General features: G+C 73.1%; 22 protein-coding genes and 1 pseudogene. 15 read left to right on the forward strand and 8 right to left on the reverse strand.

All coding sequences use genetic code 11. The features are described from left to right. Positions 1-40: 40 nt before the first annotated feature. A pseudogene (locus AC1MBW_RS09030) lies at positions 41-238 on the reverse strand (DivIVA domain-containing protein); the annotation flags it as partial. Positions 239-321: 83 nt separating this feature from the next. Between AC1MBW_RS09030 and AC1MBW_RS09035 the strand changes: the two are divergent. From AC1MBW_RS09035 to AC1MBW_RS09045, 3 genes are read left to right on the forward strand one after another with little or no spacing between them, the layout of a single operon-like run. Beyond that, positions 322-852: an SRPBCC family protein gene (locus AC1MBW_RS09035; RefSeq protein ID WP_480024236.1), complete on the forward strand. Its 531-nt coding sequence runs from the start codon at positions 322-324 to the stop codon at positions 850-852. A 34-nt stretch (positions 853-886) separates the two neighbouring features. After that, the gene (locus tag AC1MBW_RS09040; RefSeq protein WP_480024237.1) at positions 887-1,555 is read left to right on the forward strand and encodes a response regulator transcription factor; all 669 of its coding nucleotides are present in this window, start codon (positions 887-889) and stop codon (positions 1,553-1,555) included. Further along, complete coding sequence (locus AC1MBW_RS09045) at positions 1,552-3,258, forward strand: HAMP domain-containing sensor histidine kinase (RefSeq protein ID WP_480024238.1); 1,707 nt, start codon at positions 1,552-1,554, stop codon at positions 3,256-3,258. Before AC1MBW_RS09040 ends, AC1MBW_RS09045 begins: the two co-directional genes overlap by 4 nt. A 157-nt stretch (positions 3,259-3,415) precedes the next feature. Here the strand turns inward: AC1MBW_RS09045 and AC1MBW_RS09050 are convergent, their stop codons facing one another. Together AC1MBW_RS09050 and AC1MBW_RS09055 are read right to left on the reverse strand one after the other, a co-directional pair. Continuing rightward, positions 3,416-4,396 carry an NAD-dependent epimerase/dehydratase family protein gene (locus tag AC1MBW_RS09050; RefSeq protein WP_480024239.1) on the reverse strand — a complete coding sequence of 327 codons (981 nt, stop codon included), beginning with the start codon at positions 4,394-4,396 and terminating at the stop codon, positions 3,416-3,418. A 143-nt stretch (positions 4,397-4,539) separates the two neighbouring features. After that, positions 4,540-5,442 (reverse strand): copper homeostasis protein CutC, encoded by a 903-nt coding sequence (locus tag AC1MBW_RS09055; protein WP_480024240.1) that lies wholly within the window; start codon positions 5,440-5,442, stop codon positions 4,540-4,542. 69 nt (positions 5,443-5,511) lie between these two features. On the opposite strand from AC1MBW_RS09055, the gene AC1MBW_RS09060 reads away from it, so the two are divergent. Continuing rightward, positions 5,512-7,290, forward strand: a complete 1,779-nt coding sequence (locus AC1MBW_RS09060) for an AMP-binding protein (RefSeq protein ID WP_480024241.1) — start codon at positions 5,512-5,514, stop codon at positions 7,288-7,290. A 57-nt stretch (positions 7,291-7,347) separates the two neighbouring features. Here AC1MBW_RS09060 and AC1MBW_RS09065 read toward each other — a convergent pair whose 3' ends face one another. The 4 genes from AC1MBW_RS09065 to AC1MBW_RS09080 are packed head-to-tail and all read right to left on the reverse strand — an operon-like array spanning position 7,348 to position 10,423. Continuing rightward, entirely contained in the window at positions 7,348-8,646 is a 1,299-nt protein-coding gene (locus tag AC1MBW_RS09065; protein ID WP_480024242.1) for an N-acetylglucosamine-6-phosphate deacetylase, read from the reverse strand. After that, the gene (locus AC1MBW_RS09070; RefSeq protein ID WP_480024243.1) at positions 8,643-9,038 is read right to left on the reverse strand and encodes a YrdB family protein; all 396 of its coding nucleotides are present in this window, start codon (positions 9,036-9,038) and stop codon (positions 8,643-8,645) included. The genes AC1MBW_RS09065 and AC1MBW_RS09070 overlap by 4 nt, the downstream gene beginning before the upstream one ends. Positions 9,039-9,072: 34 nt before the next feature. Then, the gene (gene purU, locus AC1MBW_RS09075) at positions 9,073-9,969 is read right to left on the reverse strand and encodes a formyltetrahydrofolate deformylase (protein ID WP_480024244.1); all 897 of its coding nucleotides are present in this window, start codon (positions 9,967-9,969) and stop codon (positions 9,073-9,075) included. A gap of 40 nt (positions 9,970-10,009) precedes the next feature. After that, positions 10,010-10,423: a DUF1304 domain-containing protein gene (locus AC1MBW_RS09080; protein WP_480024245.1), complete on the reverse strand. Its 414-nt coding sequence runs from the start codon at positions 10,421-10,423 to the stop codon at positions 10,010-10,012. Between the two features lie 120 nt (positions 10,424-10,543). Between AC1MBW_RS09080 and AC1MBW_RS09085 the strand changes: the two genes are divergently transcribed. From AC1MBW_RS09085 to AC1MBW_RS09135, 11 genes are all read left to right on the forward strand, one after another. Further along, positions 10,544-11,572 carry a LacI family DNA-binding transcriptional regulator gene (locus tag AC1MBW_RS09085; protein ID WP_480024246.1) on the forward strand — a complete coding sequence of 343 codons (1,029 nt, stop codon included), beginning with the start codon at positions 10,544-10,546 and terminating at the stop codon, positions 11,570-11,572. A gap of 132 nt (positions 11,573-11,704) precedes the next feature. Further along, entirely contained in the window at positions 11,705-12,940 is a 1,236-nt protein-coding gene (locus AC1MBW_RS09090) for a glycoside hydrolase family protein (RefSeq protein WP_480024247.1), read from the forward strand. A gap of 37 nt (positions 12,941-12,977) precedes the next feature. Next, the gene (locus tag AC1MBW_RS09095) at positions 12,978-14,279 is read left to right on the forward strand and encodes an ABC transporter substrate-binding protein (RefSeq protein WP_480024248.1); all 1,302 of its coding nucleotides are present in this window, start codon (positions 12,978-12,980) and stop codon (positions 14,277-14,279) included. A gap of 149 nt (positions 14,280-14,428) precedes the next feature. Continuing rightward, positions 14,429-15,301: a carbohydrate ABC transporter permease gene (locus tag AC1MBW_RS09100; RefSeq protein WP_152970376.1), complete on the forward strand. Its 873-nt coding sequence runs from the start codon at positions 14,429-14,431 to the stop codon at positions 15,299-15,301. A gap of 58 nt (positions 15,302-15,359) precedes the next feature. Beyond that, positions 15,360-16,193 (forward strand): carbohydrate ABC transporter permease, encoded by an 834-nt coding sequence (locus AC1MBW_RS09105; RefSeq protein WP_054147117.1) that lies wholly within the window; start codon positions 15,360-15,362, stop codon positions 16,191-16,193. A 174-nt stretch (positions 16,194-16,367) separates the two neighbouring features. Further along, entirely contained in the window at positions 16,368-17,423 is a 1,056-nt protein-coding gene (locus AC1MBW_RS09110) for a glycoside hydrolase family 130 protein (protein WP_480024249.1), read from the forward strand. Between the two features lie 74 nt (positions 17,424-17,497). Continuing rightward, positions 17,498-19,606: a hypothetical protein gene (locus AC1MBW_RS09115; RefSeq protein WP_480024250.1), complete on the forward strand. Its 2,109-nt coding sequence runs from the start codon at positions 17,498-17,500 to the stop codon at positions 19,604-19,606. A 116-nt stretch (positions 19,607-19,722) separates the two neighbouring features. After that, positions 19,723-19,962, forward strand: a complete 240-nt coding sequence (locus AC1MBW_RS09120; protein WP_480024251.1) for a hypothetical protein — start codon at positions 19,723-19,725, stop codon at positions 19,960-19,962. Positions 19,963-20,086: 124 nt separating this feature from the next. Further along, positions 20,087-20,692 carry a 2Fe-2S iron-sulfur cluster-binding protein gene (locus AC1MBW_RS09125; protein WP_054147082.1) on the forward strand — a complete coding sequence of 202 codons (606 nt, stop codon included), beginning with the start codon at positions 20,087-20,089 and terminating at the stop codon, positions 20,690-20,692. Then, positions 20,689-21,816, forward strand: a complete 1,128-nt coding sequence (locus AC1MBW_RS09130) for an FAD binding domain-containing protein (protein ID WP_480024252.1) — start codon at positions 20,689-20,691, stop codon at positions 21,814-21,816. Before AC1MBW_RS09125 ends, AC1MBW_RS09130 begins: the two co-directional genes overlap by 4 nt. Beyond that, on the forward strand, positions 21,813-23,945 hold the full coding sequence (locus tag AC1MBW_RS09135; protein ID WP_480024253.1) for a xanthine dehydrogenase family protein molybdopterin-binding subunit: 2,133 nt from the start codon (positions 21,813-21,815) through the stop codon (positions 23,943-23,945). The genes AC1MBW_RS09130 and AC1MBW_RS09135 overlap by 4 nt, the downstream gene beginning before the upstream one ends. Positions 23,946-24,018: 73 nt before the next feature. Here the strand turns inward: AC1MBW_RS09135 and AC1MBW_RS09140 are convergent, their stop codons facing one another. Then, a complete protein-coding gene (locus AC1MBW_RS09140; RefSeq protein WP_480024254.1) occupies positions 24,019-24,993 on the reverse strand; it encodes an XdhC family protein in 975 nt (324 codons plus the stop codon). Positions 24,994-25,137 lie beyond the last annotated feature (144 nt).

Raw genomic sequence — 25,137 nt, forward strand, 5'->3', positions numbered from 1 at the left:
AGGCCGTCCCTCCTTCGTAGGCCGTGAGGGCCGCGTGGACGCGCTCGAGGAACCCGTCCACGTCGTCCATCGCATAGCCGTCGCGGAAGCGGGTCGGAGTGAATCTCTTCTCGGTCACGTCGCGTGCGAGCACGGTGCTCCTCGGGGTTCGGGGTTCGGGGTTCGGGGTTCGGGGTCGACAGGTCTGTCCCGATCCTTCCACGCCGCGGCGGGCGGTCGTGCCGGTCCCGGACTCCACGACCCCGACGAACGCTGACGCACTTCCGGCGACCGACGATTCGCGAGCCGTCGCCCGTCCGCCGGAGGTGCGACGATGAACCCATGCCTGTCGTCGAGTCCCGGTGTGTCGTCCCCGTCGACGTGCGCGTCGCCTTCGCGGTGTCCCAGACCCAGGGGGAGGCGCGCAAGCGGTGGGACCCCTTCATCCGTCGGCAGTACCTCGTCGGTGGAGCGACACGGGCCGCCAAGGGCGTCCGGACCTTCACCGTGCAGCGTTTCGGATTCCGGATGGAGAGCGAGTACGTCTCGTACAACCCGCCGTCGAACGTCGGCATGAAGATGACGAAGGGGTCGTGGTTCTTCGAGCGCCTCGGCGGCGGTTGGCGATTCCGCGAGGTCGACGGTGACCCGACCTCGACCGAGGCCGTGTGGCGCTACAACTTCTCGTGCAAGCCGAAGTGGCTGGCGCCGGTGGCCGAGCGCATCGGCGCGGTCCTCCTGCAGCGCGACATCGACCGACGCATCCGTGGCTTCGCCCGGGGCTGCGTCGATCCGTTCGTGCTCGCCCACCTCGACCCCGACCTCGGCGTCTCCGGCGACCCGACCCACACCGCGCCTCCAGCCCGTCCATAGCTTCCGCCCACCGAGGGCACCTACCGTTCGGAGGATGCTCAGCCCCGCCCGCGTCCTCGTGATCGACGACGACGAGACCATCCGCACCGCCGTCGTCACCGCGCTCGGCGCCGAGGGCTTCGCCGTGCACGGTCTGGCCGACGGCTCCGACCTGCCCGAACAGCTGACGGCGTTCGTGCCCGACCTCGTCGTGCTCGACTGGATGCTGCCCGGGGCGAGCGGCATCCGCCTGGCGAGCACCATCCGCACCTCGTCCGACGCCGCCGTCGTCATGCTGACCGCCCGCGACGAGGTCGACGACCGGCTGCGCGGCTTCTCCGAGGGCGTCGACGACTACGTGGTCAAGCCGTTCGCCGTGGCCGAGCTGATCGCGCGGGTCACGGCCGTCCTGCGCCGCCGCGGTCGCATCCCCTCGGTGATCGAGATCGGCGACCTCGTGGTCGACCCCGAGGCGGCCCGCATCACGCGCGGCGGCGAACCGCTCGACCTCACCGCGACCGAGTTCCGCCTGCTCGGCTTCCTCGCCGAGAGTCGCGGACGCACCGTCTCGAAGACGCAGATCCTCACCCAGGTCTGGGGCTACGACGACTACGACCCGAACCTCGTCGAGGTGCACCTCAGCGCCCTCCGCCGCAAGATGGAGACCCGCGGCCCCCGCCTGATCCACACCATCCGCGGCCTCGGCTACCGGATGAGCGCGTGACTCGCCGCCGCCCCGCCGCGCTCTCGACGGGACACCACCCCCGAGGAGGCGCGGTGCCCGCCCCCGACACCACCGCCCCCGGGCTGCGCACCGGCTCGTTGCGCGTCCGCACGGTCGTCGCCGTGCTGCTGCTGCTGGCCGTCCTGCTGGCGGCGCTCGCCGTGACCGTCGAGCTCACCCTCGGCCAGCGGCTCCGCTCCCAGGTCGTCGACCGGCTGTCCGACCGTGCCGCGGCCGCCGCCGCCCTGGTCGGCACGGTCGACGGCGACGAGCTCGCCGACCGGCTCTCGGCCCAGGGGCTCTCGGTCGTCATCCGCGACGCGAACGGCGACGCCATCGTCGCCGGCCCGAGCCCCGACCAGTTGCGCGACGGGCCGCCCTCGCTCGGCGACGGTCCCGGACGCGGCGGCCCCGCCTCGGGTCTCGACGAGGGACGAGGAGGCGCGGGCACCGACGCCCAGGACGGCCCCGGCACCGGCGCGACCGGCTCGGGCACGGGGGCGACCGGCACCGACTCCGGCACCGACGCCGGGGACGCGGGCAGCGCCTCCTCGTCCGACGCGGTCACGGTCACGTCGTCCGAGGTGCGCGGCGACGACGAGGTGACCACGCTCGTCTCGCAGCTCAGCGACGGGTCCACCATCACGCTGACCACGGACTCGCGGTCGGTGGGCGAGACCTTGGTGCAGCTGCGCTGGGTGATGATCGGCGCCTCCACGGCCTTCCTGCTGATCGCGGCGATCGGCCTCGCCCTCGTGGTGCGGGCGACCCTGCGACCGCTCGACCGGATGACGAGCGTCGCCCGGTCGATCGCGCACGGCGACCGCGGTCGACGCCTGCGGCCGGCCCGACGCGACACCGAGATCGGTCGGGTCGCCGTCGCCTTCGACGAGATGCTCGACGGCGTCGAGGGGGCCGAGCGGACAGCCCTCGACGCCGAGACACGGGTGCGGGCGTTCGTGTCGGACGCCGCCCACGAACTGCGCACCCCCGTCGCCGGCATGCGCGCCGCGGCCGACACCCTCGTGCGGTCGCCCGGCACGGCCGACGAACGCGAGCGGTTGGCGACGCACGTGGTGCGCGAGGCCGAGCGCGCCTCCCGGTTGATCGACGACATGCTGATGATGGCCCGCGTCGACCAGGGCATCTCGCTCGTCGTCGCCCCTGTCGACCTCGGGGCGTCGTTGCTCGCCGACGTCGAACGCCATCGGCTGCGGCGGCCGTCGCTCGACCTGCGCGTGGTGCTGCCCGACGGGCCGGTCGTGGTCGCCGCCGACGCGGGACGGGTCTCGCAGATCGTCGGCAACCTGGTCGACAACGCTGCCCGGGCGACGGGGGGCACGGGTCAGGTGACGCTCTGGCTCGACGCCTCCCGGGCCGACGAGGTCGCCGTGTTCGTGTCCGACGACGGCCCGGGCGTGCCCGACGCCGACCGCGAGCGGGTGTTCGACCGGCTGGTGCGGCTCGACCAGGCCCGGCGGTCCGGGGACGGAGGCGCGGGTCTGGGTCTGCCCATCGCCCGCGGTCTCGCGCGCGCCCACGGCGGCGACCTGGTCTGCGAGGCGTCCGGGTCCGGCCGGCCCGGAGCGGTGTTCCGGCTGACGCTGCCGGTCGCGGTGCCTGCGGTGCAGGCCGGCTCGGAGGCGGCTGCCGCGGCGGGCGCCCCGACCGCCGCGCCCGCGCTGCGTCGCACCACCGGCTGAGGTCGCACCATGCATGTGTCGTCGAACCACGCTCGTGGGTGGTTCGACGGCGCGACGGTGGTGCGACCTCGACCTTGAGGGGTGCGACCTCGACCTTGAGGGGTGCGACCTCGACCCGAGGGGTGCGACCTCGCCCCGGAGCTCCCGCAGACCCGGGCTACAGCGCGACGAGCCGCTCGTAGGCGTCGTCGACCCAGGGGTCGACCGTGCGGCGTGAGGCGTCGGCGTCGTGCCAGGCGACGATGTGGCGGGCTCCCTCGGCGAAGGGGACCCGCGCCTCCCAACCGGGCACCAACGCGCGGATCTTCGACGTGTCGAACACGGCCGGGTGGCTGCGGTCACCGCACAGGTCGGCCGTCCACTCGGGCACCTCGTCGGTCAGCACCTGCGTCGTGCGGTGGACGACGTGCAGCGACGCCCCCGCGGCGTCGGCGAGGTCGCGGGCGATCATGTTCCAGGTGAGCAGCTCGGGCGACATGATGTGGAAGGCCTCGCCCAGGGCTCCGGGGTGCCCGAGCAACCCGACGAAGGCGCGGGCGAAGTCGGCCGAGTGGGTCAGCGCCCAGAGCGAGGTGCCGTCGCCGTGCAGCACGACCGGGTCGCCACGTCGCATGCGCTCGATCGTGGTCCAGCCGCCGAGCAACGGCACGGCCGTCTCGTCGTAGGTGTGCGAGGGGCGCACGACCGTCGCCTGCACCCGCCCGGCGAGGTGCTCGTCGCGCAGCAGGCGTTCGCAGGCGATCTTGTCGCGCGAGTACGACCACCACGGGTTGAACAGCGGCGTCGCCTCGGTGATCGGCAACGACACCGGGGGCTTCTGGTACGCCGAGGCCGAGCCGATGAACACGTACTGATCGGTGAGCGGCGCCACGACCCGCAGCATCGACGCGAGCTGGTCGGGCGTGAAGGTCAGGAAGTCGGCCACCGAGTCGAAGCGACGTCCGTTCAGGGCGGCGACCAGCGCCTCCTCGTCCCGGACGTCGGCGACGAGCTGCTCGACACCCGCGGGCACGGGGCGGATGGTGGTGCTGCCGCGGTTCAGCACGGTCACGGCCAGGCCGTCGCGCAGGGCCTGTCGCACGACCGAGGCGCTGATCTGCCCGGTGCCGCCGATCACGAGGAGGGACGTCGATGTCATCGCTCCACTGTGCACCCCCGCGACCGGCGGCGGTCGTCGAGGTCGGCCGGGGCGGGCAGGAGGCGCGGGTCGGGAGGCGCGGGTCGGGACACCGGGACGGGTCGCGTCGCCGGTGCGCGGCGGTGTCGCGGTCGGCCGCGGCCTCAGGCCTGGTCGAGGGCGTGACGGGCGGAGCGGACCAGCTCGGGGTCGGTCTCGAACCACGAGTCGGTGGACGCCTCGGTGCCGAGCGACACGGTCGTCCCCGACCGGGACGAGGAGGCGCGCACGGCCTGTGCCCGCTTCGCCGACAGGTGTACGGCGTCGACCCCCGCGGCCACGAGTGCCGGGACGTCGCCGAGCTGCACCCCGCCCCCGGCCATCACCTGCACGTCGCCGGCGACCTCGATCATGTGGGGCAGCACCCCCGACGCCAGACCCGCCCCGACCCGGGACGCCCCGCCCGACGTCAGCACGCGCGTGACGCCCAGCCCCACGAGGGCCGCCACCGCCGCGACCGGGTCCGCCGCGCGGTCCACGGCCCGGTGCACGGTGATCTCCAGCGGGCGCGGCTCGAGCGGTGAGACCCCGGGAACTCGCCGAGACCCCGGGGCGCGAGCTGGGGTCTCGGCGGATTCCTGGGGTGTCGTGCGCGGCTGATGTGCGGCGGCGTCGAGCGCGGCCTCGACGAACCAGCGGAGGGCGTCGACGTCGAGCGAGCCGTCCTCGCGCAGCGCACCCACGACGACGCCGGCCACGCCCGACCGCACGAGCGCCCGGATCTCGCGCACCATCACGTCGAGCTCGTCCGCGTCGTACACGAAGCCGCCGGGCCGGCACCGCACCAGCGCGTGCACGGGCACGCCCGTAGCGACGGTCGCCTCGACCAGCCCCTGCGACGGGGTGACGCCCCCGAGCTCGAGGGCGCTGCACAGTTCGACGCGGTCGGCTCCGCCGTCCCGGGCCGTGACGGCTCCGGCGGCGCTCGTCACCGCGATCTCGAGGGCGGGCCGCGAGCGTGCGGACGTGGCTGCGGATGAGGAGGCGCGGGTCGCGTCGTTCGTCATGTAACGACCCTAGGCGAGCGGCCCTCCCGCATGCCGGGCCCGGCATGGGTGGGGGTGCATGATGGCGGGATGTCCGACGCACCCGCACCCGCCGACACGCCCGCTGCATCCTCCGAGGCACCTGCACCCGCCGAGGCCCCGGCCACCGCCGCCTACCGCGCTGCCCGCGACCACCTGCTGGGGTTCGGGCACGACCTGGACCGGGCGAGCGACGAGTTCCGCTGGCCGGACGTCGGCGACCGCTTCAACTGGGCGACCGACTGGTTCGACGTGGTCGCCCGCGACAACGACCGCACAGCGTTGTGGATCGTCGAGGAGGACGGCTCCGAGCAGAGGGTGTCGTTCGACGCCATGCGCCGCCGCAGCGACCAGGTCGCCGCCTGGCTGCACGGCCTCGGCGTCGCGACGGGCGACCACGTCATGCTGATGCTCGGCAACCAGGTCGAGCTGTGGGAGGCCATGCTCGCCGTGATGAAGGTGGGCGCGGTCATCCTGCCGACGTCGACCGTGCTCGGCAGCGCCGACCTCGCGGACCGCATCGACCGCGGGCTCGTCCGGCACGTGATCGCCAACGCGTCCGACGCCCCCGCGTTCGCCGGGGTGGAGGGGGTCGAGGCCGTCACGCGGATCGCCGTCGTCCCCGAGGGCGACGGGGCCCCCGCGGGCTGGACGTCCTTCGGGGATTCGCACCGGGCCTCCTGGACTCGTCCCGACGTCGCGACCGCGACCGAGGACGCCTGCCTCGTCTACTTCACGTCGGGCACGACGAGCAAGCCGAAGATGGTCGTGCACTCGCACGCCTCGTACCCGGTCGGGCACCTGACCACGACCTACTGGCTCGGCGTGCAGCCGGGCGACGTGCACATGACGATCTCGTCGCCGGGCTGGGGCAAGCACGCCTGGAGCTGCTTCTTCGCGCCGTGGACCGCCGAGGCCACCGTGTTCGTCTACAACTACGGGCGCTTCCGGCCGGCCGAGCTCCGGGACCAGCTCGAGCGCGCCCGGGTGACCTCGTTCTGTGCACCGCCCACCGTGTGGCGCATGCTGATCCAGTCGTCGCTGGGCTCGCGACCGAGCGCCCTCCGCGAGGCGCTGTCGGCCGGCGAGCCGCTCAACCCCGAGGTGATCGGGCGGGTGCAGCAGGGCTGGGGTCTCGACATCCGCGACGGGTACGGGCAGACCGAGACGACCGCCATCGTCGCGAACGCGCCCGGCGGCTCGATCAAGGCCGGCTCGATGGGGCGCGCCCTGCCCGGCGTCGAGGTCGTGCTGGTCGACCCCGTCACGGGCGTCGTCGGTGACGAGGGCGAGGTCTGCCTCGACCTCACCACGCGGCCCGTCAACCTGATGACCGGCTACCTCGGCGACGCCGCCCGCACCGAGTCGTCGATGCGCGACGGGTTGTTCCACACCGGAGACGTGGCCGTGCGCGACTCCGAGGGCATGATCACGTTCGTCGGCCGCACCGACGACGTCTTCAAGTCGTCGGACTACAAGGTCTCGCCGTTCGAGGTCGAGAGCATGCTGATCGAGCACCCGGCCGTCGCCGAGTCCGCGGTCGTGCCGGCGCCCGACGACACCCGGCTGAACATCGTCAAGGCGTACGTGACCCTGGCCGAGGGGTGGGCACCCGACGCCGAGACCGCCCGGGCCGTCCTGGCGCACGCCCGGGTGTCGCTGCCCGCCTACGAGCGGGTGCGGCGGGTCGAGTTCGCCGAGCTGCCGAAGACGATCTCGGGCAAGATCCGCCGCGTCGAGCTGCGAGACCGCGAGGAGGCGCTGGCCCGGTCGGGCGAGCGGGCTGCGGCCGAGTGGCGCGACGCGGACTTCCCCGACCTGAAGGGGTAGGGCGCTCGACGAGCCCCACGGCCCACGGCGCGGTGGCGTGAGGGGCGGTGCCGGAGGTCAGCCGACGGGCAGTTCGCGGCCGGCGGCCCAGACCCGGGCGACCGTCCAGTCGTCGTGCCACGCGACGGCGTCGGCGGCGTGCCCGGGGGCCAGCCGGCCGAGCGGCGGCCTGGCCTCGCCGACCTGCGCTGCGCGCGCGCCCGCTCGTCGGCCTCCGGCGTCGAGGCCGAGCACGCGGGCCGGGACGAGCGTCAGCGCCGCGACGGCGTCGACGTCCGCGAGCCCCGTCTGCAGCACCGCGATGCGCAGGGCGGCGTCCTGCGTCAGGGTCGAGCCGGCGATCGTCGACGTGCCGGTGAGCGTGGCGACGCCGTGCTCGACCGTCACGGCGAGTTCGCCGATGCGGTAGTCGCCGTCGGCGGCTCCGGCGGCGGCCATGGCGTCGGTGATCAGCGCGACCCGCCGCGGAGCGGACCGCAGCACGAGGTCGGCCACGGCCGGGTGCACGTGCACCCCGTCGAGGATCAGCTCGATCGTCACGCGCTCGTCGCCGACCGCGGCGACGAGCGGCCCCGGGTCGCGGTGGTGGATGCCGGCCATGGCGTTGAACGCGTGGGTCACGAGGCTCGCGCCCCGGTCGAACGCCGCGCGCGCCAGGTCGAAGTCGGCCTCGGTGTGCCCGACGGCGGCGACCACGCCCGAGCTGACGAGGCGGTCGATCGCGTCGAGTCCGCCGGGCAGCTCGGGGGCGAGGGTGACCTGCCGCACGATGCCGTCGCCGGCCTCGAGCAGGCTCTCGACCGTGGCGGCGTCGGGTTCGAGCAGGAAGTGCGGGGCGTGGGCTCCCCGCCGGTCGGGAGCCAGGAACGGCCCTTCGAGATGTGCCCCGAGCACGAGCGGGTCGCGCCGCATGAGGTCGCCCACCAGCCCGAGCGACCGGGACAGCACGGGCACCGGGTTCGCGACGAGGCTGATCAACGAGCGGGTCGTGCCGTGCCGGCGGTGCAGGGCGAGACCGGCGTCGAGGTCGTCCGGCCCGCCGTCGAAGGCGTGCCCGCCGCCGCCATGCGTGTGCAGGTCGATCAGCCCCGGGGTGAGCGTGGCACCCGCGAGGTCGACCGTGACGTCCGCCGGGGGCGGCACCGCGCCTCCTGCGGTCGGGTCGTCGGGTGCACCCGACGGCGCCGAGGAGGCGCGGGTCGCGTCGACCCCGCCCGTCACCTCGGCCGCCGCGCGCGACCCCGGCACCGTGGCACCGGTGGCGACGACGACGTCGCCGTCGACGAGCATCCAGAAGCCGTCGACCTCGCCGTCGGCGTCGACCTTGCGGGCGTTCGTGAACAGCGTGGTGGTCATCGGCGGGCCCCCCGGCGGTTCTCACGACGGAAGGCCAGGACGCCCGTGACGCCGGCCAGGACGGCGAACGCCACGGCGACGACCGGGTAGCCGAGCATGGCCCAGGCCGCGACCACGGCACCCATGATCGCGATCTCGACCAGGGCCTTGCCGACGGCGTCGGTCGCGATCGGTGCGCGCGGTGAGCGGAAGAGGCCCCACACGACGATGGCGAACAGGGGCGCCCCGATCATGAACGCCAGCGACGGGAACGGGAACGGCCAGGCGAGGTAGCCCCAGAAGCCGAGGCTCAGGAAGGCGAGGATCAGCGTGACGAACCGCACCACGTCGAGGGCGTCGACCGGGCCGCCGCGGGACGGGGCGGGGGAGGGGGCGGGGTCGGTCGGAGTCACACGGCCAGCGTACGGCCGGTGTGCCCGCGCCGGGCTAGCGGAAGACGATGGTGCGGGCGCCGTCGAGCAGCACGCGGTCCTCGGCGAACCAGCGGACGGCCTGGGTCAGGGTGCGGCTCTCTTCGTCCTGGCCGATCGCCATCAGTTCGGGGGCGCTGCGGGTGTGGTCGACGCGGACGACGTTCTGCTCGATGATCGGCCCCTCGTCGAGGTCGCTCGTGACGAAGTGCGCTGTCGCGCCGATCAGCTTCACGCCGCGGGCGTGCGCCTGGCGGTACGGGTTCGCCCCTTTGAACCCGGGCAGGAACGAGTGGTGGATGTTGATCGCCCGCCCCTCGAGCGCCGCACAGAGTTCGGGGCTGAGGATCTGCATGTACCGCGCCAGCACGACGAGCTCGATGTCGTACCGGTCGACGACCTGCAGCACGCGGGCCTCGAACGCCGCCTTCGACTCGGGGTCGGTGACGGGGTGGTGCTCGAACCGCTTGCCGTAGAACTCGGCCAGCCCCGACAGGTCGTCGTGGTTCGCCAGGATCAGCGGCACCTCGATCGGCAGCTGGCCGGCGCGCTGCCGGAACAGCAGGTCGTTGACGCAGTGCGCCGCCTTGCTCGCCAGGACGAGCGTGCGGGTCGGGCGACCGACGACGTCGAGCTTCGCCTGCACGTCGTAGTGCGCGAGCACGGGCGCCAGCGCGGCCTCGAACGCGTCGCGCTCGCCGGGGGCCTCGACCTGCAGCCGCATGAAGAACGTGCCCGTGTCGTGGCTCGAGAACTGCGCCGACTCGGTGATGTTGCCGCCGGCCTGCACCACGGCGCCGCTGATCGCGTGGACGATGCCGGGCCGGTCCTGGCAGACGAGCGTCAGCGTCCAGTGCGTCGTCGGGGCGGCGGGAGCGGAGGAGGCGCGGGTGGCGTCGGTCACGTCGGTCACCCGCCCAGGGTAGTGCGGCCGACGGGGGCGGGCGGGCAGGTCAGTACGACGAGACGAGCAGGGTGACGAGGGCGATGAGCGGGAGGGCTCCCTGCGTGATCGCGGCCCGGGCCTTGGTCCGGTCGGAGAAGAGCAGCACGAGCGCGGCGGCGAGCATCGACCCCGTGCCCGCGACCAGCAGGGCGGTGCCCGCGGCTGATGCCTCGTACGCGCTGCCCGCGCCTCCTGCCCCTCCGAGGACGAGGACGACGCCCACGATCGTGACGATCGCGAGGAACAGGTTGTAGAAGCCCTGGTTGTAGGCGAGCGGCTTCGTGTGCTCGGCCTGCGCGTCGTCGGTGATGCCGAAGGTGGCGCGGACCCGCGGGGTGGTCCAGAGGAAGGACTCCATCACGAAGATGTAGACGTGCAGCAGGGCGGCGAGCGAGGCCGCGACGAGCGAGACGATGAGCATGCCCCGACCCTAGGGCCGGGCGGCCCACGCGAGGGTGGCGGCCACGGCGGGTCAGTAGCATCGTGGGGGCGCGGCGGGCGCACCGGGGTAGCGGACAAGGCGAGGACGAGGAGGCGCGGCGTGGCAGAGCGGGTCACCATCGTCGAGGTCGCGGCCCGGGCCGGCGTCGCGATCAGCTCGGTCAGCAGTGCCCTCAACGGTCGCCCCGGCGTCTCGGAGCAGACCCGCGCGCGCATCCGCCAGGCCGCCGACGACCTCGGTTTCGTGCCCAGCGTCCGGGGGCGCAGCCTCAGTGCCAAGCGGGCCTTCACCGTCGGGCTCGTCGTGCACCGCGACCCGTTCGTGCTCGAGTCCGACCCGTTCTTCGGCAGCTTCATCGGCGGGCTCGAATCGGTGCTCGACCCGCGCGGGTACGCGCTCATCCTGCAGATGGGGTCGGCGGCGGACGAGCCGCTCGACCGCTACCGGCGGCTCGCGGCCGGGCGCCGGGTCGACGGCGTCGTCCTGAACGAGCTGACGGTGGACGACCCGCGCGTCGACCTGGTCCGCGAGCTCGACCTGCCCGCGGTCGGGGTCAACCCCGCCGGCGACTTCCCCCTGCCGGCCGTGCGGCAGGACGACTCGGCCGGCATCGGCGAGCTCGTCGAGCACCTCGTGTCGCTCGGGCACCGACGGTTCGCGCACGTCGCCGGACCTGGTCGCTTCGTGCACTCACGGCGCCGCGGAGCCGCCTGGCGGGACGCCCTCGGGGTGGCCGGACACGACCCCGGGGTCGCCGTCGAGGCCGACTTCACCTACGACGGGGGAGCCCGGGCCGCGGCTCGCCTGTTCGGCCCGGACGCACCGGTCGACGGCCGGCCCACCGCCGTCTTCTGCGCCAACGACCTGGCCGCGATCGGGTTCATGACCGAACTCGACCGGCTCGGGGTCCGCGTCCCCGGCGACGTCAGCGTGGCCGGGTTCGACGGCATCGAGCTCGGGTCGTACGTGCGCCCCGGGCTGACCACGCTGACGACGGCTCCGCGGCTGATCGGGGCCGAGGCGGCGCGCCTCCTGCTCTCGGCCGTCGAAGGCGAGACCGTCACCGACGCCGAGATCCAGCCCGCGCGGCTGCTGGTCCGGGTGTCGACGGGCCCCGCCGCCCGTTGACCCCGGGCTGCGGCCGGCCAGGGGGGTGAGGTCGCAGGGGGTTCCGGTCGGACCGTCAGCGTGCTAGCTTCTCGATCTACCGAAACGTTTCGGTACGCGAGCGAGACCGCACACGACGACGTGGGAGCCCCGATGACGACGACAGCCGACGCGACGACGGCGGACGCGACGACGGCCGACGCCGACGCGGCCCGCGCCGCCTCGAAGCCGTACCTCGTCCCGCTGACCCGGGCGCGCCTCCGGACGGTGCTCGACGAGGCCCTCGTCCACCGCAACGAGCTGACCGGCGCCCTCTCGCAGCTGACCTTCTCCAGCCCCGTCGCGTACGAGCCGGCCCGGCCCGACTGGGCGGTCGGCCCCTTCGCCGTCGACCCGGCGTTCACCTTCACGCTCGACGGCCAGTGGCCCGACCCCGACGGCCTGGGCTGGACGAGCGAGTCCCTCTACAACCCCAGCCTGATCGAGCACGAGGGCACCCTGCACCTCTTCTACCGGGCCTCGCCCCGCAAGGAGAGCCTCGGCAGCCGCATCGGCCACGCCACCCTCGCGCTCACGCCCGAGGGCGGGCCCGCCCCCGGCGCCACCTGGGTCGACGACCCGGCCAACCCGGTGGTCCGTCCCACCCTCGACGACGAGCTGTTCGGCACCGAGGACCCCAAGGTCTACCGGGCCGAAGGCCGCTTCTGGATGTTCTACAACGGCGTCTTCCCGATCACCGAGGAGGCGCGGGTCGCGCACCCGAGCTCCGGGTACCCCGTCCAGGCGGTCGGCATCGACATGCTGGTCGCCGTCAGCGACGACCTCGTGACCTGGCAGAAGCTCGGGCCGATCGCGGACCACGAGCAGACGCGCCTGTGGGCCAAGGGCGCCGTGATCCCACGCGACGAGCACGGGAACGCCGTCCGCCTCGGCGGCACCGGCGACGACGACGCCGGCGACTACCTCATGTTCGTCAGCGAGGGGTTCGACGGGGTGCTGCACGTCGGCCGCTCGGACGACCTTCGGCACTGGACCTTCGAGCCCGTGCCGTACCTCGACCTGTCGGGCGTCGGCGGCCACCTGCACGAGGTCGCCGCCGCGATCGTCACGGGCGACGGCCACCTCGTGCTGGACGTCTTCCACGACGTCGACGGGGTCTTCGCGGCGAGCCAGGCGCTGTACGACGTCGACCGCCCGGTCGACCAGCTCGCCCTGACACCGGGCGGCTCGCTCAGCTGGGGCGGCCTGCAGGAGATCGGCGGCCGCTGGACCTTCGCCCAGGGCTGGGACGCCCCTGCCGGTCACCGCGACCTGTACTTCTACCGCGCCGACGCAGCCCGCGCCGACCCCGCCGACCCGCACACCCCCGCACCTCACACGACCCCCTAGTCACACCCGCAGCACCACCCCACCCAAGGAGAACACCGTGCAACGACGCACACGCTTCACCCGCCGTGCCACCCTCGGCGCGACCGTCCTGGTCGCCGCCCTCGGCCTGACCGCCTGCTCGGGCGGCGGCGGAGCCTCGAGCGACGCCCTGACCGCCAAGGGCCCCATCACGATCTGGTACTCGAACAACGAGCAGGAGGTCACCTGGGGCAAGGCCATGGTCGAGGCCTGGAACGCCGACCACCCCGACGAGCAGGTCAAGGGGCAGGAGATCCCAGCCGGCAAGTCCAGCGAAGAGGTCATCGGCGCCGCCATCACGGCCGGCAACGCTCCCTGCCTGGTCTACAACACGGCCCCCAGCGCGGTCGGGCAGTTCCAGAAGCAGGGCGGTCTGGTCGACCTGTCGAGCTTCGACGACGGCGCGAGCTACATCGAGGAGCGCAGCGGCGACCTCGCGAAGCAGTACCAGGACGCCGACGGCAAGTACTACCAGCTGCCCTGGAAGTCGAACCCGGTGATGATCTTCTACAACAAGGACCTCTTCACCAAGGCCGGCCTCGATGCGGAGAACCCCGACCTGTCGACCTACGACGACTTCCTCGCGACGTCGAAGACCCTGGTCGACGCGGGCGTTTCGAAATACGCCATCCACCCGGCGCCGACGAGCGAGTTCTTCCAGTCGCAGTTCGACTTCATGCCGCTCTACGCGGCCGAGACCGGCGGCACCGGCCTGGTCGAGGACGGCAAGGCGACCTTCGCCGACACCGCCGGCGAGGACGTCGCGACCTTCTGGCGCTCGCTCTACGAGCAGGGACTGGCCGGCCAGGAGCAGTACACGGGCGACTCGTTCGCCGACGGCGAGGCCGCGATGTCGATCGTCGGGCCGTGGGCCGTCTCCGTGTACGAGGACGTCAACTGGGGTGCCGTGCCCGTCCCGACCAAGGACGGCACGAGCGCCGACGAGACCTACACGTTCAGCGACGCGAAGAACGTCGGCATGTACACGGCCTGCGAGAACCAGGGCACGGCGTGGGACTTCCTGAAGTTCTCGACCAGCAGCGACCAGGACCGCGCCCTGCTCGAGACCACGGGCCAGATGCCGATCCGCACCGACCTGGCCTCGACCTACGCCGACTACTTCGACGCGAACCCCTCGTACGCGCTCTTCGGCGACCAGGCGGCCCGGACCGTCGAGGTGCCGGCCGGCCCGAACACGGTGGCCGAGCTGCAGGCGTTCCGCGACGCGTGGTCGAGCAGCGTGATCTTCGGCAAGGGTGACGTCGCGTCGTCGCTGAAGGACGCTGCGGACAAGATCGACGAGCTCGCGGCTCAGGGCTGATCGTGTCCACCGTGCACGAGGCGGCGGCAGCGTCGCCGACCGCCGGACGAGCCGAGGAGGCGCACCGCGCCTCCTCGGGGGGTCCCGGCTCCGGGCACCGGGCGGGCCGTCGCCGAGGTGACGACCCGCACGGGCGTCGGCGGGGCGGCCTGCTCGGCAAGCACCCGCTCGGCCTGCTGTTCAGCGCGCCCTACCTGGTGTTCGTGCTGGCGGTGTTCGCGTACCCGTTGGTCTACGCGGTCTACATCGCGTTCCACGACTACTTCTTCACGGCGCCCGGTGCCGTCGTCGCGCGGCCCTTCGTCGGCCTCGAGAACTTCGTCACCGCGTTCACCGACCCCGCCGTGATCCGGTCCTTCGGCAACGTCGGCGTCTTCCTGGTCATCAACGTGCCGCTGACCGTGGTGCTGAGCATGGTGCTCGCCACCGCCCTCGACAAGGTCGCGCACTTCCGGGGCTTCCTGCGGGTGGCGTTCTACGTGCCGTACCTGACGGCGAGCGTCGCCGTCGTCGCGGTCTGGCTCTTCCTGTTCAACGGCGACGGTCTGGTCAACAACCTGCTCGGACCGTTGGCACCGACCCCGTCGTGGCTGATCAACTCGGCGTGGGCCATGCCCTCGATCGCGCTGTTCGTCACGTGGAAGCAGCTCGGGTTCTACATCCTGCTGTACCTCGCGGCGCTGCAGAACGTCCCGAAAGAGCTGTACGAGGCGGCCTCGAGCGACGGTGCCGGCCCGATCCGGTCGTTCTTCACGGTCACCGTGCCGGGCGTGCGGCCGGCCACCGTGCTCGTGCTGCTCGTCTCGACCGTCACGGGGGCGAACCTCTTCACCGAGCCGTACCTGCTGACCGGGGGAGGCGGGCCGAACGGCGCGTCGACCTCGCCCGTGTTGCTGATGTACCAGAAGGGCATCGAGCAGGGGAACCCCGACCAGGCCGCCGCGATCGGCGTCGTGCTCGTGATCCTCGTGCTGGTCATCGCCCTGCTGCAGAACCGGTTCGCCGGCGGAAAGGAGGACTGACGTGACCGTCTCCGACGAGACCACCGCCCGCCCCCGGCGGATCGCGAAGAAGCCGACCCTGACCCGGGCCCAGACCACGCTGCGTGGCGTCGTGCTCGCCCTCGGCGCCCTGGCGTTCCTGTTCCCGTTCTACTACATGGTGATCGGCTCGCTGCAGACCAAGCCCGACCCGACCGTGGCCGGGGCGTTCCCGCACCCGTCGAACCTGACGGTCGAGAACTACGCCGCCATCGACAGCCGCATCGGGCTGCTGAGCGGCCTGCTCAACTCGGGCATCTTCACGGTCGGCGTGCTCGCCTGCACCCTCGTGTTCGGCGTGCTGGTCGGGTACGCGCTGGCCGTGCTGCAGTGGCGCGGTCGCGGGGTCACCTTCGCGTTGGCGCTGCTGGTGCAGGTGGTGCCGTTCCAGCTGTTGATCATCCCGCTGTACGTGCTCATCGCGCGCAACTACGGGCTGAGTGACAACTACCTCGGCATGATCCTGCCGTTCGCGATCAACTCGACGGCGGTGATCATCTTCCGGCAGTACTTCCTGCAGCTGCCGAAAGAGCTGTTCGAGGCGGCACGCATCGACGGCACCGGTGAGTTCCGGCTGCTGTGGAACATCGCGCTGCCGCTCGTGCGACCCGCGCTGGTCACGGCCCTGCTGCTGACCTTCATCGGCCCGTGGAACGAGTTCCTCTGGCCGTTCCTCATCACCAAGGAGGCGTCGATGCAGCCGCTCGCCGTGTCGCTGGCGAACTACATCAGCAACGTGGCGGCGACCGCGGCGAACCCGTTCGGTGCGACCCTCGCGGGCGCCGTCGTGCTGGCCGCACCGGTCGTGCTGCTGTTCATCGTGTTCCAGCGCTACTTCATCTCGACCGACGTCGGCTCGAGCGTGAAGGGCTGACCGACCGCCCCCGGCCTCGAGGAGGCGCGGTGCGCGACCACCGTTCGCCGCGCCTCCTCGGCTCCCCACCTCCAGACCGGGTCGCCGTGCCGGCGGCCCCCACCGCAGGAGGCGCGGTGCGATCCCCCCTCGCACCGCGCCTCCGTCGCCTCCCGCCTCTCGAAAGGGCCTCCCATGGCTGACTTCCCGTACCGACTGACCCGCCTGGGCGTCGTGATGACCCCCGACCCCGACTCGCCCGACGAGGCCGAGGGGGTGCTCAACCCCGGCTCGGGTCGCGGGCCGGACGGCGAGCTCTACCTGCTGCCGCGGCTCGTGGCCACGGGCAACGTGTCGCGGATCGGGCTGGCCCGGGTCGTCGTCGAGGACGGCGTACCCGTGGGCGTCACCCGCGAGGGCGTCGTGCTCGCCCCCGACCGCGGGTGGGAACGCGGCGCGACCCACGCCGGCGTCGAGGACCCGCGCGTCACGTGGATCGACGCGCTCGGGCTGCACGTGATGACCTACGTCGCCTACGGACCGCTCGGGCCGCGCACCGCGGTCGCCGTGAGCGGGGACCTGCGCGACTGGAGACGACTCGGGCCGGCCACCTTCGAGTACGTCGACGAGCTCGACACCGACCTCGGGTTGTTCCACAACAAGGACACCGTGTTCTTCCCGTCGCCGGTCACCGCGCCGGACGGCGTGCTGTCGTACGCCGTCCTGCACCGGCCGATGTGGCACATCGGGGCGACGGTGCCGGGCGAGGGCAGCCCACTGCCGGCCGGCGTCACCGACGGGCGGCACTCGATCTGGATCAGCTACGTGCCGGTCGACGCGGTCGCCGCCGACCCGCGGGCGCTGGCGCGCTGGGGGCAGCACCGGTTCGTCGCCGGCCCCGCGTTCCCCTTCGAAGAGCTCAAGATCGGCGGCGGCCCGCCCCCGCTGCGCGTGCCCGAGGGCTGGCTGCTGCTGCACCACGGCGTCACCGGGGTGATCGAGGACGCGTTCGCCCAGCAGCAGAACGTGAACTACGCGGCGGGCGGCATCATCCTGGACGCCGACGACCCGTCGCGCGTCGTCACCCGGTCGGAGGTGCCGCTGCTCGAGGCCGAGACCGCCGACGAACGCGACGGCATCGTGCCGAACGTGGTGTTCCCCACCGCGATCGAGCAGGTCGACGGCGTCCCGTACGTGTTCTACGGCATGGCCGACTCGAAGATCGGCGTCGCCCGCCTCGACCGGGCCTGAGCTCCCTCACACACCGACGTCGGGCACGGTCCGACGGCGACCACGGATCACTGAGAAGAAGGAGGCGGTCGACGATGATCGCACGCAACTCACGATGGACGGGCGCGGCACTGGCGGCGGCCCTGGCGACCGTGCTGGGGGTGACGGGGGCGCTGCCGGCTGCCGCCGCGCCTCCTGGTCCGGCGGCTGCGCCGAGCGGGACGGCCGCGCCGACCGCGCCGACCGCCCCGCCGACGGCCGCACCGGCCGTGGCGCCGCTGACGAACCTGGCGCACCTGGACTTCCTGCTCGACCGGACGACGCCCGCGCCCGAGGCCGGCCACTCGACCTACCGGCAGAGCAGCGAGCCGACGCTCACGGTGCCGTGGACCTACGCCGACGCCCGTGACGGTGGCACCTTCGCCCGGGTGGGCGGCGGCCCCCTCGACCCCGCGACCGGGTACTGGGGGCAGGGCGCCTACAACAGCGACGACGTCTCGCGGACGGCCGTCGTGTACCTGCGCGACTGGCGGCAGACCGGCTCGGAGGCGAGCCGGGACAAGGCGTACGAGCTGCTGCGCGCGACCGCGTACTTCCAGACCACCACCGGTGAGGACGCCGGCAACGTCGTGCTCTGGATGCAGCCCGACGGCACCTTCAACCGCAGCCCGGTGCCGGTCGAGCTGCCCGACCCCTCCGACAGCGGCAACAGCTACTGGCTGGCCCGCAGCATCTGGGCGTTCGGCGAGGGATACGCCGCGTTCGCCGACGACGACCCCGAGTTCGCCGCGTTCCTGCAGCAGCGGCTGCAACTCGGTGTGACGGCGCTGAACCGCGAGACGCTCGCCCGCTACGGGCAGTACGACGTGGCCGACGGGGCGAAGGTGCCCGCGTGGCTGATCGGCTCCGGTGCCGACGCCTCGGCCGAGGCCGTCCTCGGGCTGGCCGCCTACTCGGCCGTCGTGCCGGGTGACGCGGCCTCGCGCACCGCGCTGACGCAGCTCGCCGAGGGCGTCGCCGCGATGTCGTCCGGCGACGGGCAGACCTGGCCGTACGGAGCCGTGCTGCCCTGGGCGAAGTCCCGCTCGATGTGGCACGCCTGGTCGTCGCAGATGCCCGTCGCCCTGGCCCGGGCGTCGACCACGCTCGGCCGACCCGACCTGCTGAAGCCCGCCGTGCTCGACCAGACCTCGTTCACGACGACGCTGCTCAGCGCGAGCGGGCCCGACAACGCCTGGTACCCGACGCCCGTCGACCAGACGCAGATCGCCTACGGGGCCGACTCGCGGCTGCAGTCGGCGCTCGCCGTGGCCGGCGCCGGTGCGGGTGCGCCGGGCCTGAAGCGGATCGCGGCCGTCGCCGCGAGCTGGTACTTCGGCACGAACCGCTCGGGCACCCCCGTGTACGACCCGGCCACCGGCGTGACGTTCGACGGCGTGCAGGCCGACGGCACGGTGAACCGCAACAGCGGGGCCGAGAGCACGATCCACGGCCTGCTGTCGATGATCGCCCTCGACGGTGCTCCCGACGTCTCGGCCGAGGCGCAGGGGCTGACGAGCGTCACCTCGCGTGACGGCCTGACGGTGGTCGAGGCCGAGACGGCGGCGCCCACGACGGGCACGGTCGTCACGCCCGACTCGGCGTGGACGGGCGAGTCGCAGTACGGCGGCGGCTCGGCCTTGCGGCTCGAGCCCGGGCAGAGCGCGACGATCACGGTGCCCGCGGGCTCCGGGTTGCGGCACGTCGAGCCGGTGCTGCTGGTCGCCGAGGGAGTGCGTTCGACGTCGGTCTGGAAGACGGGACGCGTGCCCCTCGGGACGCTGACGACGCAGGCCGGGGCGCAGGGCGTGACCGCCGCCTCCGGGGCCTTGCTGCCCCAGACGCTGCCGGTGCCGATCGGTGCGGGAGTGACCACGATCACCGTGACCGCCGGACGGAACGCGACCGTGGTCGACGCCCTGATCGTGCGGCCGCTCGTGCAGCGACTCGTGCTCGCGGGCACGGCGGCCGACGGGCGGGCGACGACGACCGAGCTGTTGTCGTCGACCTCGCGGCTGCCGCTGCCGGCCTCGGTCGGCGTGCGCGGCACCCGGTCGTCGGCCTCGTCGTACGACGCGCAGGGCCGACTCGTGCAGCAGCGTGACGTGCAGGGCCGCAGCATCGTGCTGGTCAAGCCCGGCGGCTTCGCCGTCGTCACCCGGTAGCGCGCCCCTGAGACCCCAGGAACCCGCTCAGACCCCACGCCGCGCGCGAGGGTCTCGGCAGGTTCCTGGGGTCTCGTCGCGCCGTGACCCGAGGAGGCGCGGGTACGGTCGAGCGCATGAGCGACGACACGCAGGCCCCCGGTCCCGACGACCGCGACACGAGCCCGGGGCACGAGGTCGACCACGACCCGACCGGCATGACCGACGACGAGAAGCGGCACGACCAGTTGACCCGCGCCCCGAAGTCGGACGAGTCGGACGCCGCCCCGCGCATCACGACCGAGGACCGCGGCGACGGCGTCACCCGCATCGACGTCGCCGACACCGCCAAGGTCCGCCCGGGCAAGGCCGACTGACGCGGGTGCCGGTCGGCGGGCCGTCCGCGGCGGCCGACCCGCGCCTCCTCGGTGTGGCCGCCCCGGGCTTCGCAAACGGGACAGCACACGGGCACCCGCCTGCCCCCAGGCATACCGTGCACGCATGGTGTCCCAGGTCAGCGTAGAAACCAGTCCACCGAGCGCGGGCGCGAACCCGCCCGGCGTCCCGACGACGACGATCACGCTCGACGTGAACGGCAGCCCGCACCGGCTCGAGGTCGACAACCGCACGTCGCTGCTCGACGCCCTGCGCGAGCGCCTCGACCTGACGGGCTCGAAGAAGGGCTGCGACCACGGCCAGTGCGGCGCCTGCACGGTCCTGGTCGACGGACGACGCACCAACAGCTGCCTCGTCCTCGCCGTCAGCGCCGAGGGCAGTGACGTCACGACCGTCGAGGGGCTCGCCGACGGCGACGCCCTGCACCCGGTGCAGCAGGCGTTCCTCGACCGGGACGCCTACCAGTGCGGCTACTGCACGCCGGGCCAGATCTGTTCGACGGTCGGCATGCTCGAGGAGGCGCGGGCCGGCATGCCGAGCCACGTCACCACCGACATCACCAACGGCGAGATCGACCTCGACGACGAGGAGGTCCGCGAACGTCTCAGCGGCAACCTGTGTCGGTGCGGGGCCTACATGAACATCGTCCCGGCCGTGCACGACGCGGCCTGCGCGCACGACGCCGACGCGACCGGGGGAGCCACCCGATGAAGACCTTCGAGTACGAGCGCGCGACCGACGTCGCCTCCGCCGTCGCCACCCTCGACCGCACCCCGAACGCCAAGCCCCTGGGCGGCGGCACGAACCTCGTCGACCTGATGAAGCTCGGCGTCGAGCGTCCCGACCTGCTCGTCGACGTCAGCCGCGTCGACTTCGGCGGGGTCGACGAGCTGCCCGACGGAGGCCTGCGCATCGGGGCGGGGGTCCGCAACAGCGACCTCGCCGCGCACCCCCTCGTCCGCACCCGCTACCCGGCCCTGACCCGTGCCCTCGTCAGCGCGGCCTCGGGTCAGCTGCGCAACCAGGCGACGACCGGCGGCAACCTGCTGCAGCGCACCCGCTGCACCTATTTCATGGACACCACGAAGCCCTGCAACAAGCGCGAACCCGGCACGGGCTGCGGCGCGATCGCGGGGCTGTCACGTGAACTCGGCATCCTCGGCGTCAACGACCTGTGCATCGCCACGCACCCGGGCGACATGGCCGTCGCCCTCGCGGCGCTCGACGCGGTCGTCGTCTTCGAGACCGTCGAGGGCGAGCAGCGCCTGCCGATCGACGAGTTCTTCCGTGAGCCGGGCGACGACCCGACCCGCGACACGAACCTGCCGGGCGGAGCGCTGATCACCGCGGTCGAGCTGCCGTCCCTGCCGGTCGCCACGAACTCCACGTACCGCAAGGCGCGTGACCGCCGGTCGTACGCCTTCGCCCTCGGCTCGGTCGCCGCCGCCCTCTCGGTCGACGAGGCCGGTCTCGTGACCGACGTGCGCATCGCCCTGGGCGCCGCGTCGCCCGTGCCCTGGCGTGCCCGCAAGGCCGAGGAGGCGCTGGTCGGCTCTCCGGCGACGCTCGCCTCGTTCGCGGCCGCCGCGCAGCTCGAGCTGGCCGCCGCGACGACCACCGAGCAGAACGCCTTCAAGGTGCCGCTCCTGACCCGGCTCGTCGTGGGCGTGCTGAGCGAGCTCGCCGGCCTCGACCACCAGGGTGACGACCCGGCCGAGGACGTCGACCCGTCGCCGTTCCGCCCGACCGGCGCCAACGGGTCGCCCCGTCGCGTCGCGGCCGACGTCGAGCCCGGCACCCGGAATGCCACCGGCACCGAGGGGAGCGCGTCGTGACCGCCGTCGACGTCGTCACGCCGGTCGACACGAGCGTCCCCACCGGTCTCGGCGCCCCCGTCGCCCGGCTCGAGGGTCGGGACAAGGTGACGGGTGCCGCCCGGTACGCCTACGAGCACACGCCCGACGGCGTGCTGTACGGCTGGATCGTGCAGTCGACGGTGACGACCGGCACGATCACCGGCTCGAACCGCGACGAGGTGCTCGCGATGCCCGGCGTGCACGACGTCATCACGTACGAGCAGGCTCCGCACCTCGAGGACGCCGAGGACGGTGAGCTGCTCGTCCTGCAGTCGGCCGAGGTCGCCTACCGCGGCCAGCCCGTCGCGCTCGTCGTGGCCGACACCTTCGACACCGCCCGCGAGGCCGCGTCGGCGCTCGCCTTCGAGTACGACGAGGGCGGCATCGACGTCGTGCTGAGCACCGACCACCCCAGCCTCTACGCCCCCGAGACCGTCAACGCGGGCTTCGAGACCGACACCTCGCAGGGTGACGTCGACGCGGCGATGGCCGATTCGTCCGTCGTGATCGACGAGACGTACGAGACGGCGGCCCTGTTCAACAGCCCGATGGAGCCGCACGCCACGGTCGCCACCTGGTCCGACGGCGAGCTCGACGTGCTCGACTCGAACCAGGGCACGAGCGGCGTCGCGACGTCTCTCGCCACGCTGTTCTCGCTCGACCCGTCCGCCGTGCGCGTCCGTGCCGAGCACGTGGGCGGCGGCTTCGGCTCGAAGGGCTCGGCCCGCCCGGTCGTCGTCCTCGCCTCGATCGGCACCATGCTCACCGGTCGTCCGGTGAAGGTCGCCTACACGCGTCAGATGATGTTCGCGATCGCGGGCTACCGCACGCCGACGATCTCGCGCATCCGTCTCGCCGCCGACTCCGAGGGGCACCTCTCGGCGCTGTCGCACCAGACGTGGTCGCACTCGTCGACGCTGCAGGAGTTCACCGAGCAGACGGCCGAGCCGACCCGGCACCTGTGGGCCGCGCCCAGCCGTCTCATGACGCACCGGCTCGCCCGACTCGACGTCCCGACGCCGCGCTGGATGCGTGCGCCCGGCGAGGCCCCCGGCATCTACGCCGTCGAGTCCGCCATGGACGAGCTGGCGCTGAAGTTGGACCTCGACCCGGTCGAGCTGCGCGTCCGCAACGAGCCCGAGGTCGACCCGCACACCGGGCAGCCGTTCAGCAGCCGGCACCTCGTCGACTGCCTGCGGCGTGGGGCCGAGCTGTTCGGCTGGGACGGCCGCGACCCGCGTCAGGCCGTGCACCGGGTCGGACGCTGGCTGGTCGGCACGGGCGTCGCCGCCGCGACGTATCCCGCGAGCGTGATGCCCGCGGGTGCCCGGGTCACCGCGCTGCCGGGTGGTCGCTTCGAGGTCGGCGTCAACGCGACCGACATCGGCCAGGGGGCCCGCACCGTGATGGCGCAGATCGCCGCGGCCGAGCTGGGGGTGCCCCTCGACCTCGTCGACCTGCACATCGCCGACAGCCGGCTTCCGACCGCAGGCGTGGCCGGCGGCTCGTCGGGCACGGCGTCGTGGGGGTGGGCGGTGACCAAGGCGAGTCGGCAGGTGACCGAGCTGCTCTCGCAGGGCCAGCCCGTGCCTCCGGAAGGTCTCGAGGTCGTCGTCGACATCGAGGAGGACATCGCCGCGATGAGCGACCACTCGCGCTTCGCCTACGGCGCCCAGTTCGTCGAGGCGCGCGTGGACCTCGACTCGGGTGAGGTCGTCGTGCCGCGCATGGTCGGCGTCTTCGCGGCCGGGCGCATCATGAACGCCCGCACGGCCCGGTCGCAGTTCATCGGTGGCATGACCATGGGCCTGTCGATGGCGTTGCACGAGCACGGCATGCTCGACCCGACCCAGGGCGACTACGGCAACCACGACTTCGCGACGTACCACGTGACGGCCAACGCCGACGTGGGCTCGATCGAGGTCGAGTGGCTCGACGAGGAGGACCCGCACCTCGCCCCGATGGGCGGCAAGGGCATCGGCGAGATCGGCAACGTCGGCGCGGCCGCCGCGGTGGCGAACGCCGTCGCCCACGCGACCGGCATCCGGGTGCGCGACCTGCCGATCCAGCCCGACAAGCTGCTCGCCGGCCTGCCGACGCGGTACTAGCGCCGACACCCCAGCAATTCGCCGAGACCCCCGTGCGCGCACGGGGGTCTCGGCGAGTACCTGGGGTCTCGCCTCAGCGGATCAGGTGGATGCTGCCGTCGCGGTCGCGCAGCGGGGCCCGCGAGGCACCCGAACGCACGGCGAGCACCTCGGCCAGGATCGACACGGCGGTCTCCTCGGGCGTGCTCGCGCCGAGGTCGAGCCCGATGGGGGAGTGCAGACGTGCGAGCGCGTCCGGGCCCACGTCGCGCGACCGCAGCGCGGCGATGCGACGGTCGTGGGTCGTCCGCGAACCCATCGCCCCGACGTACGCGGCGGGCGACGCCAGTGCCGCCTCGACCAGGTCGGCGTCGAACCGGTCGTCGTGTGACAGCACCGCGATCACGGTGCGCTCGTCGACGTCGGTGCGCGCCAGGTAGTTCGGCGGCCACTCGACGATGACGTCGTCAGCCGACGGGAAACGCTCGCGGGTCATGAACACGGGGCGCGGGTCGCACACCGTCACGCGGTAGCCCAGGACGGCCCCGGCGTTGCAGAGGGCGACGGCGAACTCGACCGCCCCGAAGACGAGGAGGCGCGGCGGCGGCACCGAGCGCTCGCTGAAGACCCGCAGACCCTCGCAGTCGTCGACGGTCGGCACGACCTCGCCGGTGCGGACCGGGCCGAGCACGACATGGGCCGACGCCTCCCGCCCGGCAGCGGCGTCGCGCAGGGCGGCGATCGTCTCGGTGTCATCGGGGGTGACGAGCCGGGCGAGCACCTCGATGCGCCCGCCGCAGCTGAGCCCGACCTCGAACGCCGTCTCGTCGCTGAACCCGAACGTCTCGAGCTGCGGCGTGCCGTCGTCGAGCACCTGCGTGCAGATCTCGTAGACCGCGCCCTCGACGCAGCCGCCCGAGATGCTGCCGATGACGGTGCCGTCGACGGTGACGGCCATCGACGTGCCGACCGTGCGCGGCGCGCTGCCCACGACCGACACGGCCGTCGCGACGGCGAGGCGCTCGCCGGCGTCGAGCCGGGCCAGCAGGCGGTCGGCGATCTCGAACACGGGACTCCTCGGGGGCGGCGTCGGGTGGCGCCAGGTCTCGATGGTGCCACGGCCCGGGCCCCGGGGCACACCGCGCCACCGGACGTTCGCCGCGTGGACAGCCGGACGGTCGGCCCCGGCGCACGGCCTGACTAGCCTGATCGC

The sequence above is a fragment of the Frigoribacterium sp. AP1 genome (assembly GCF_056680555.1).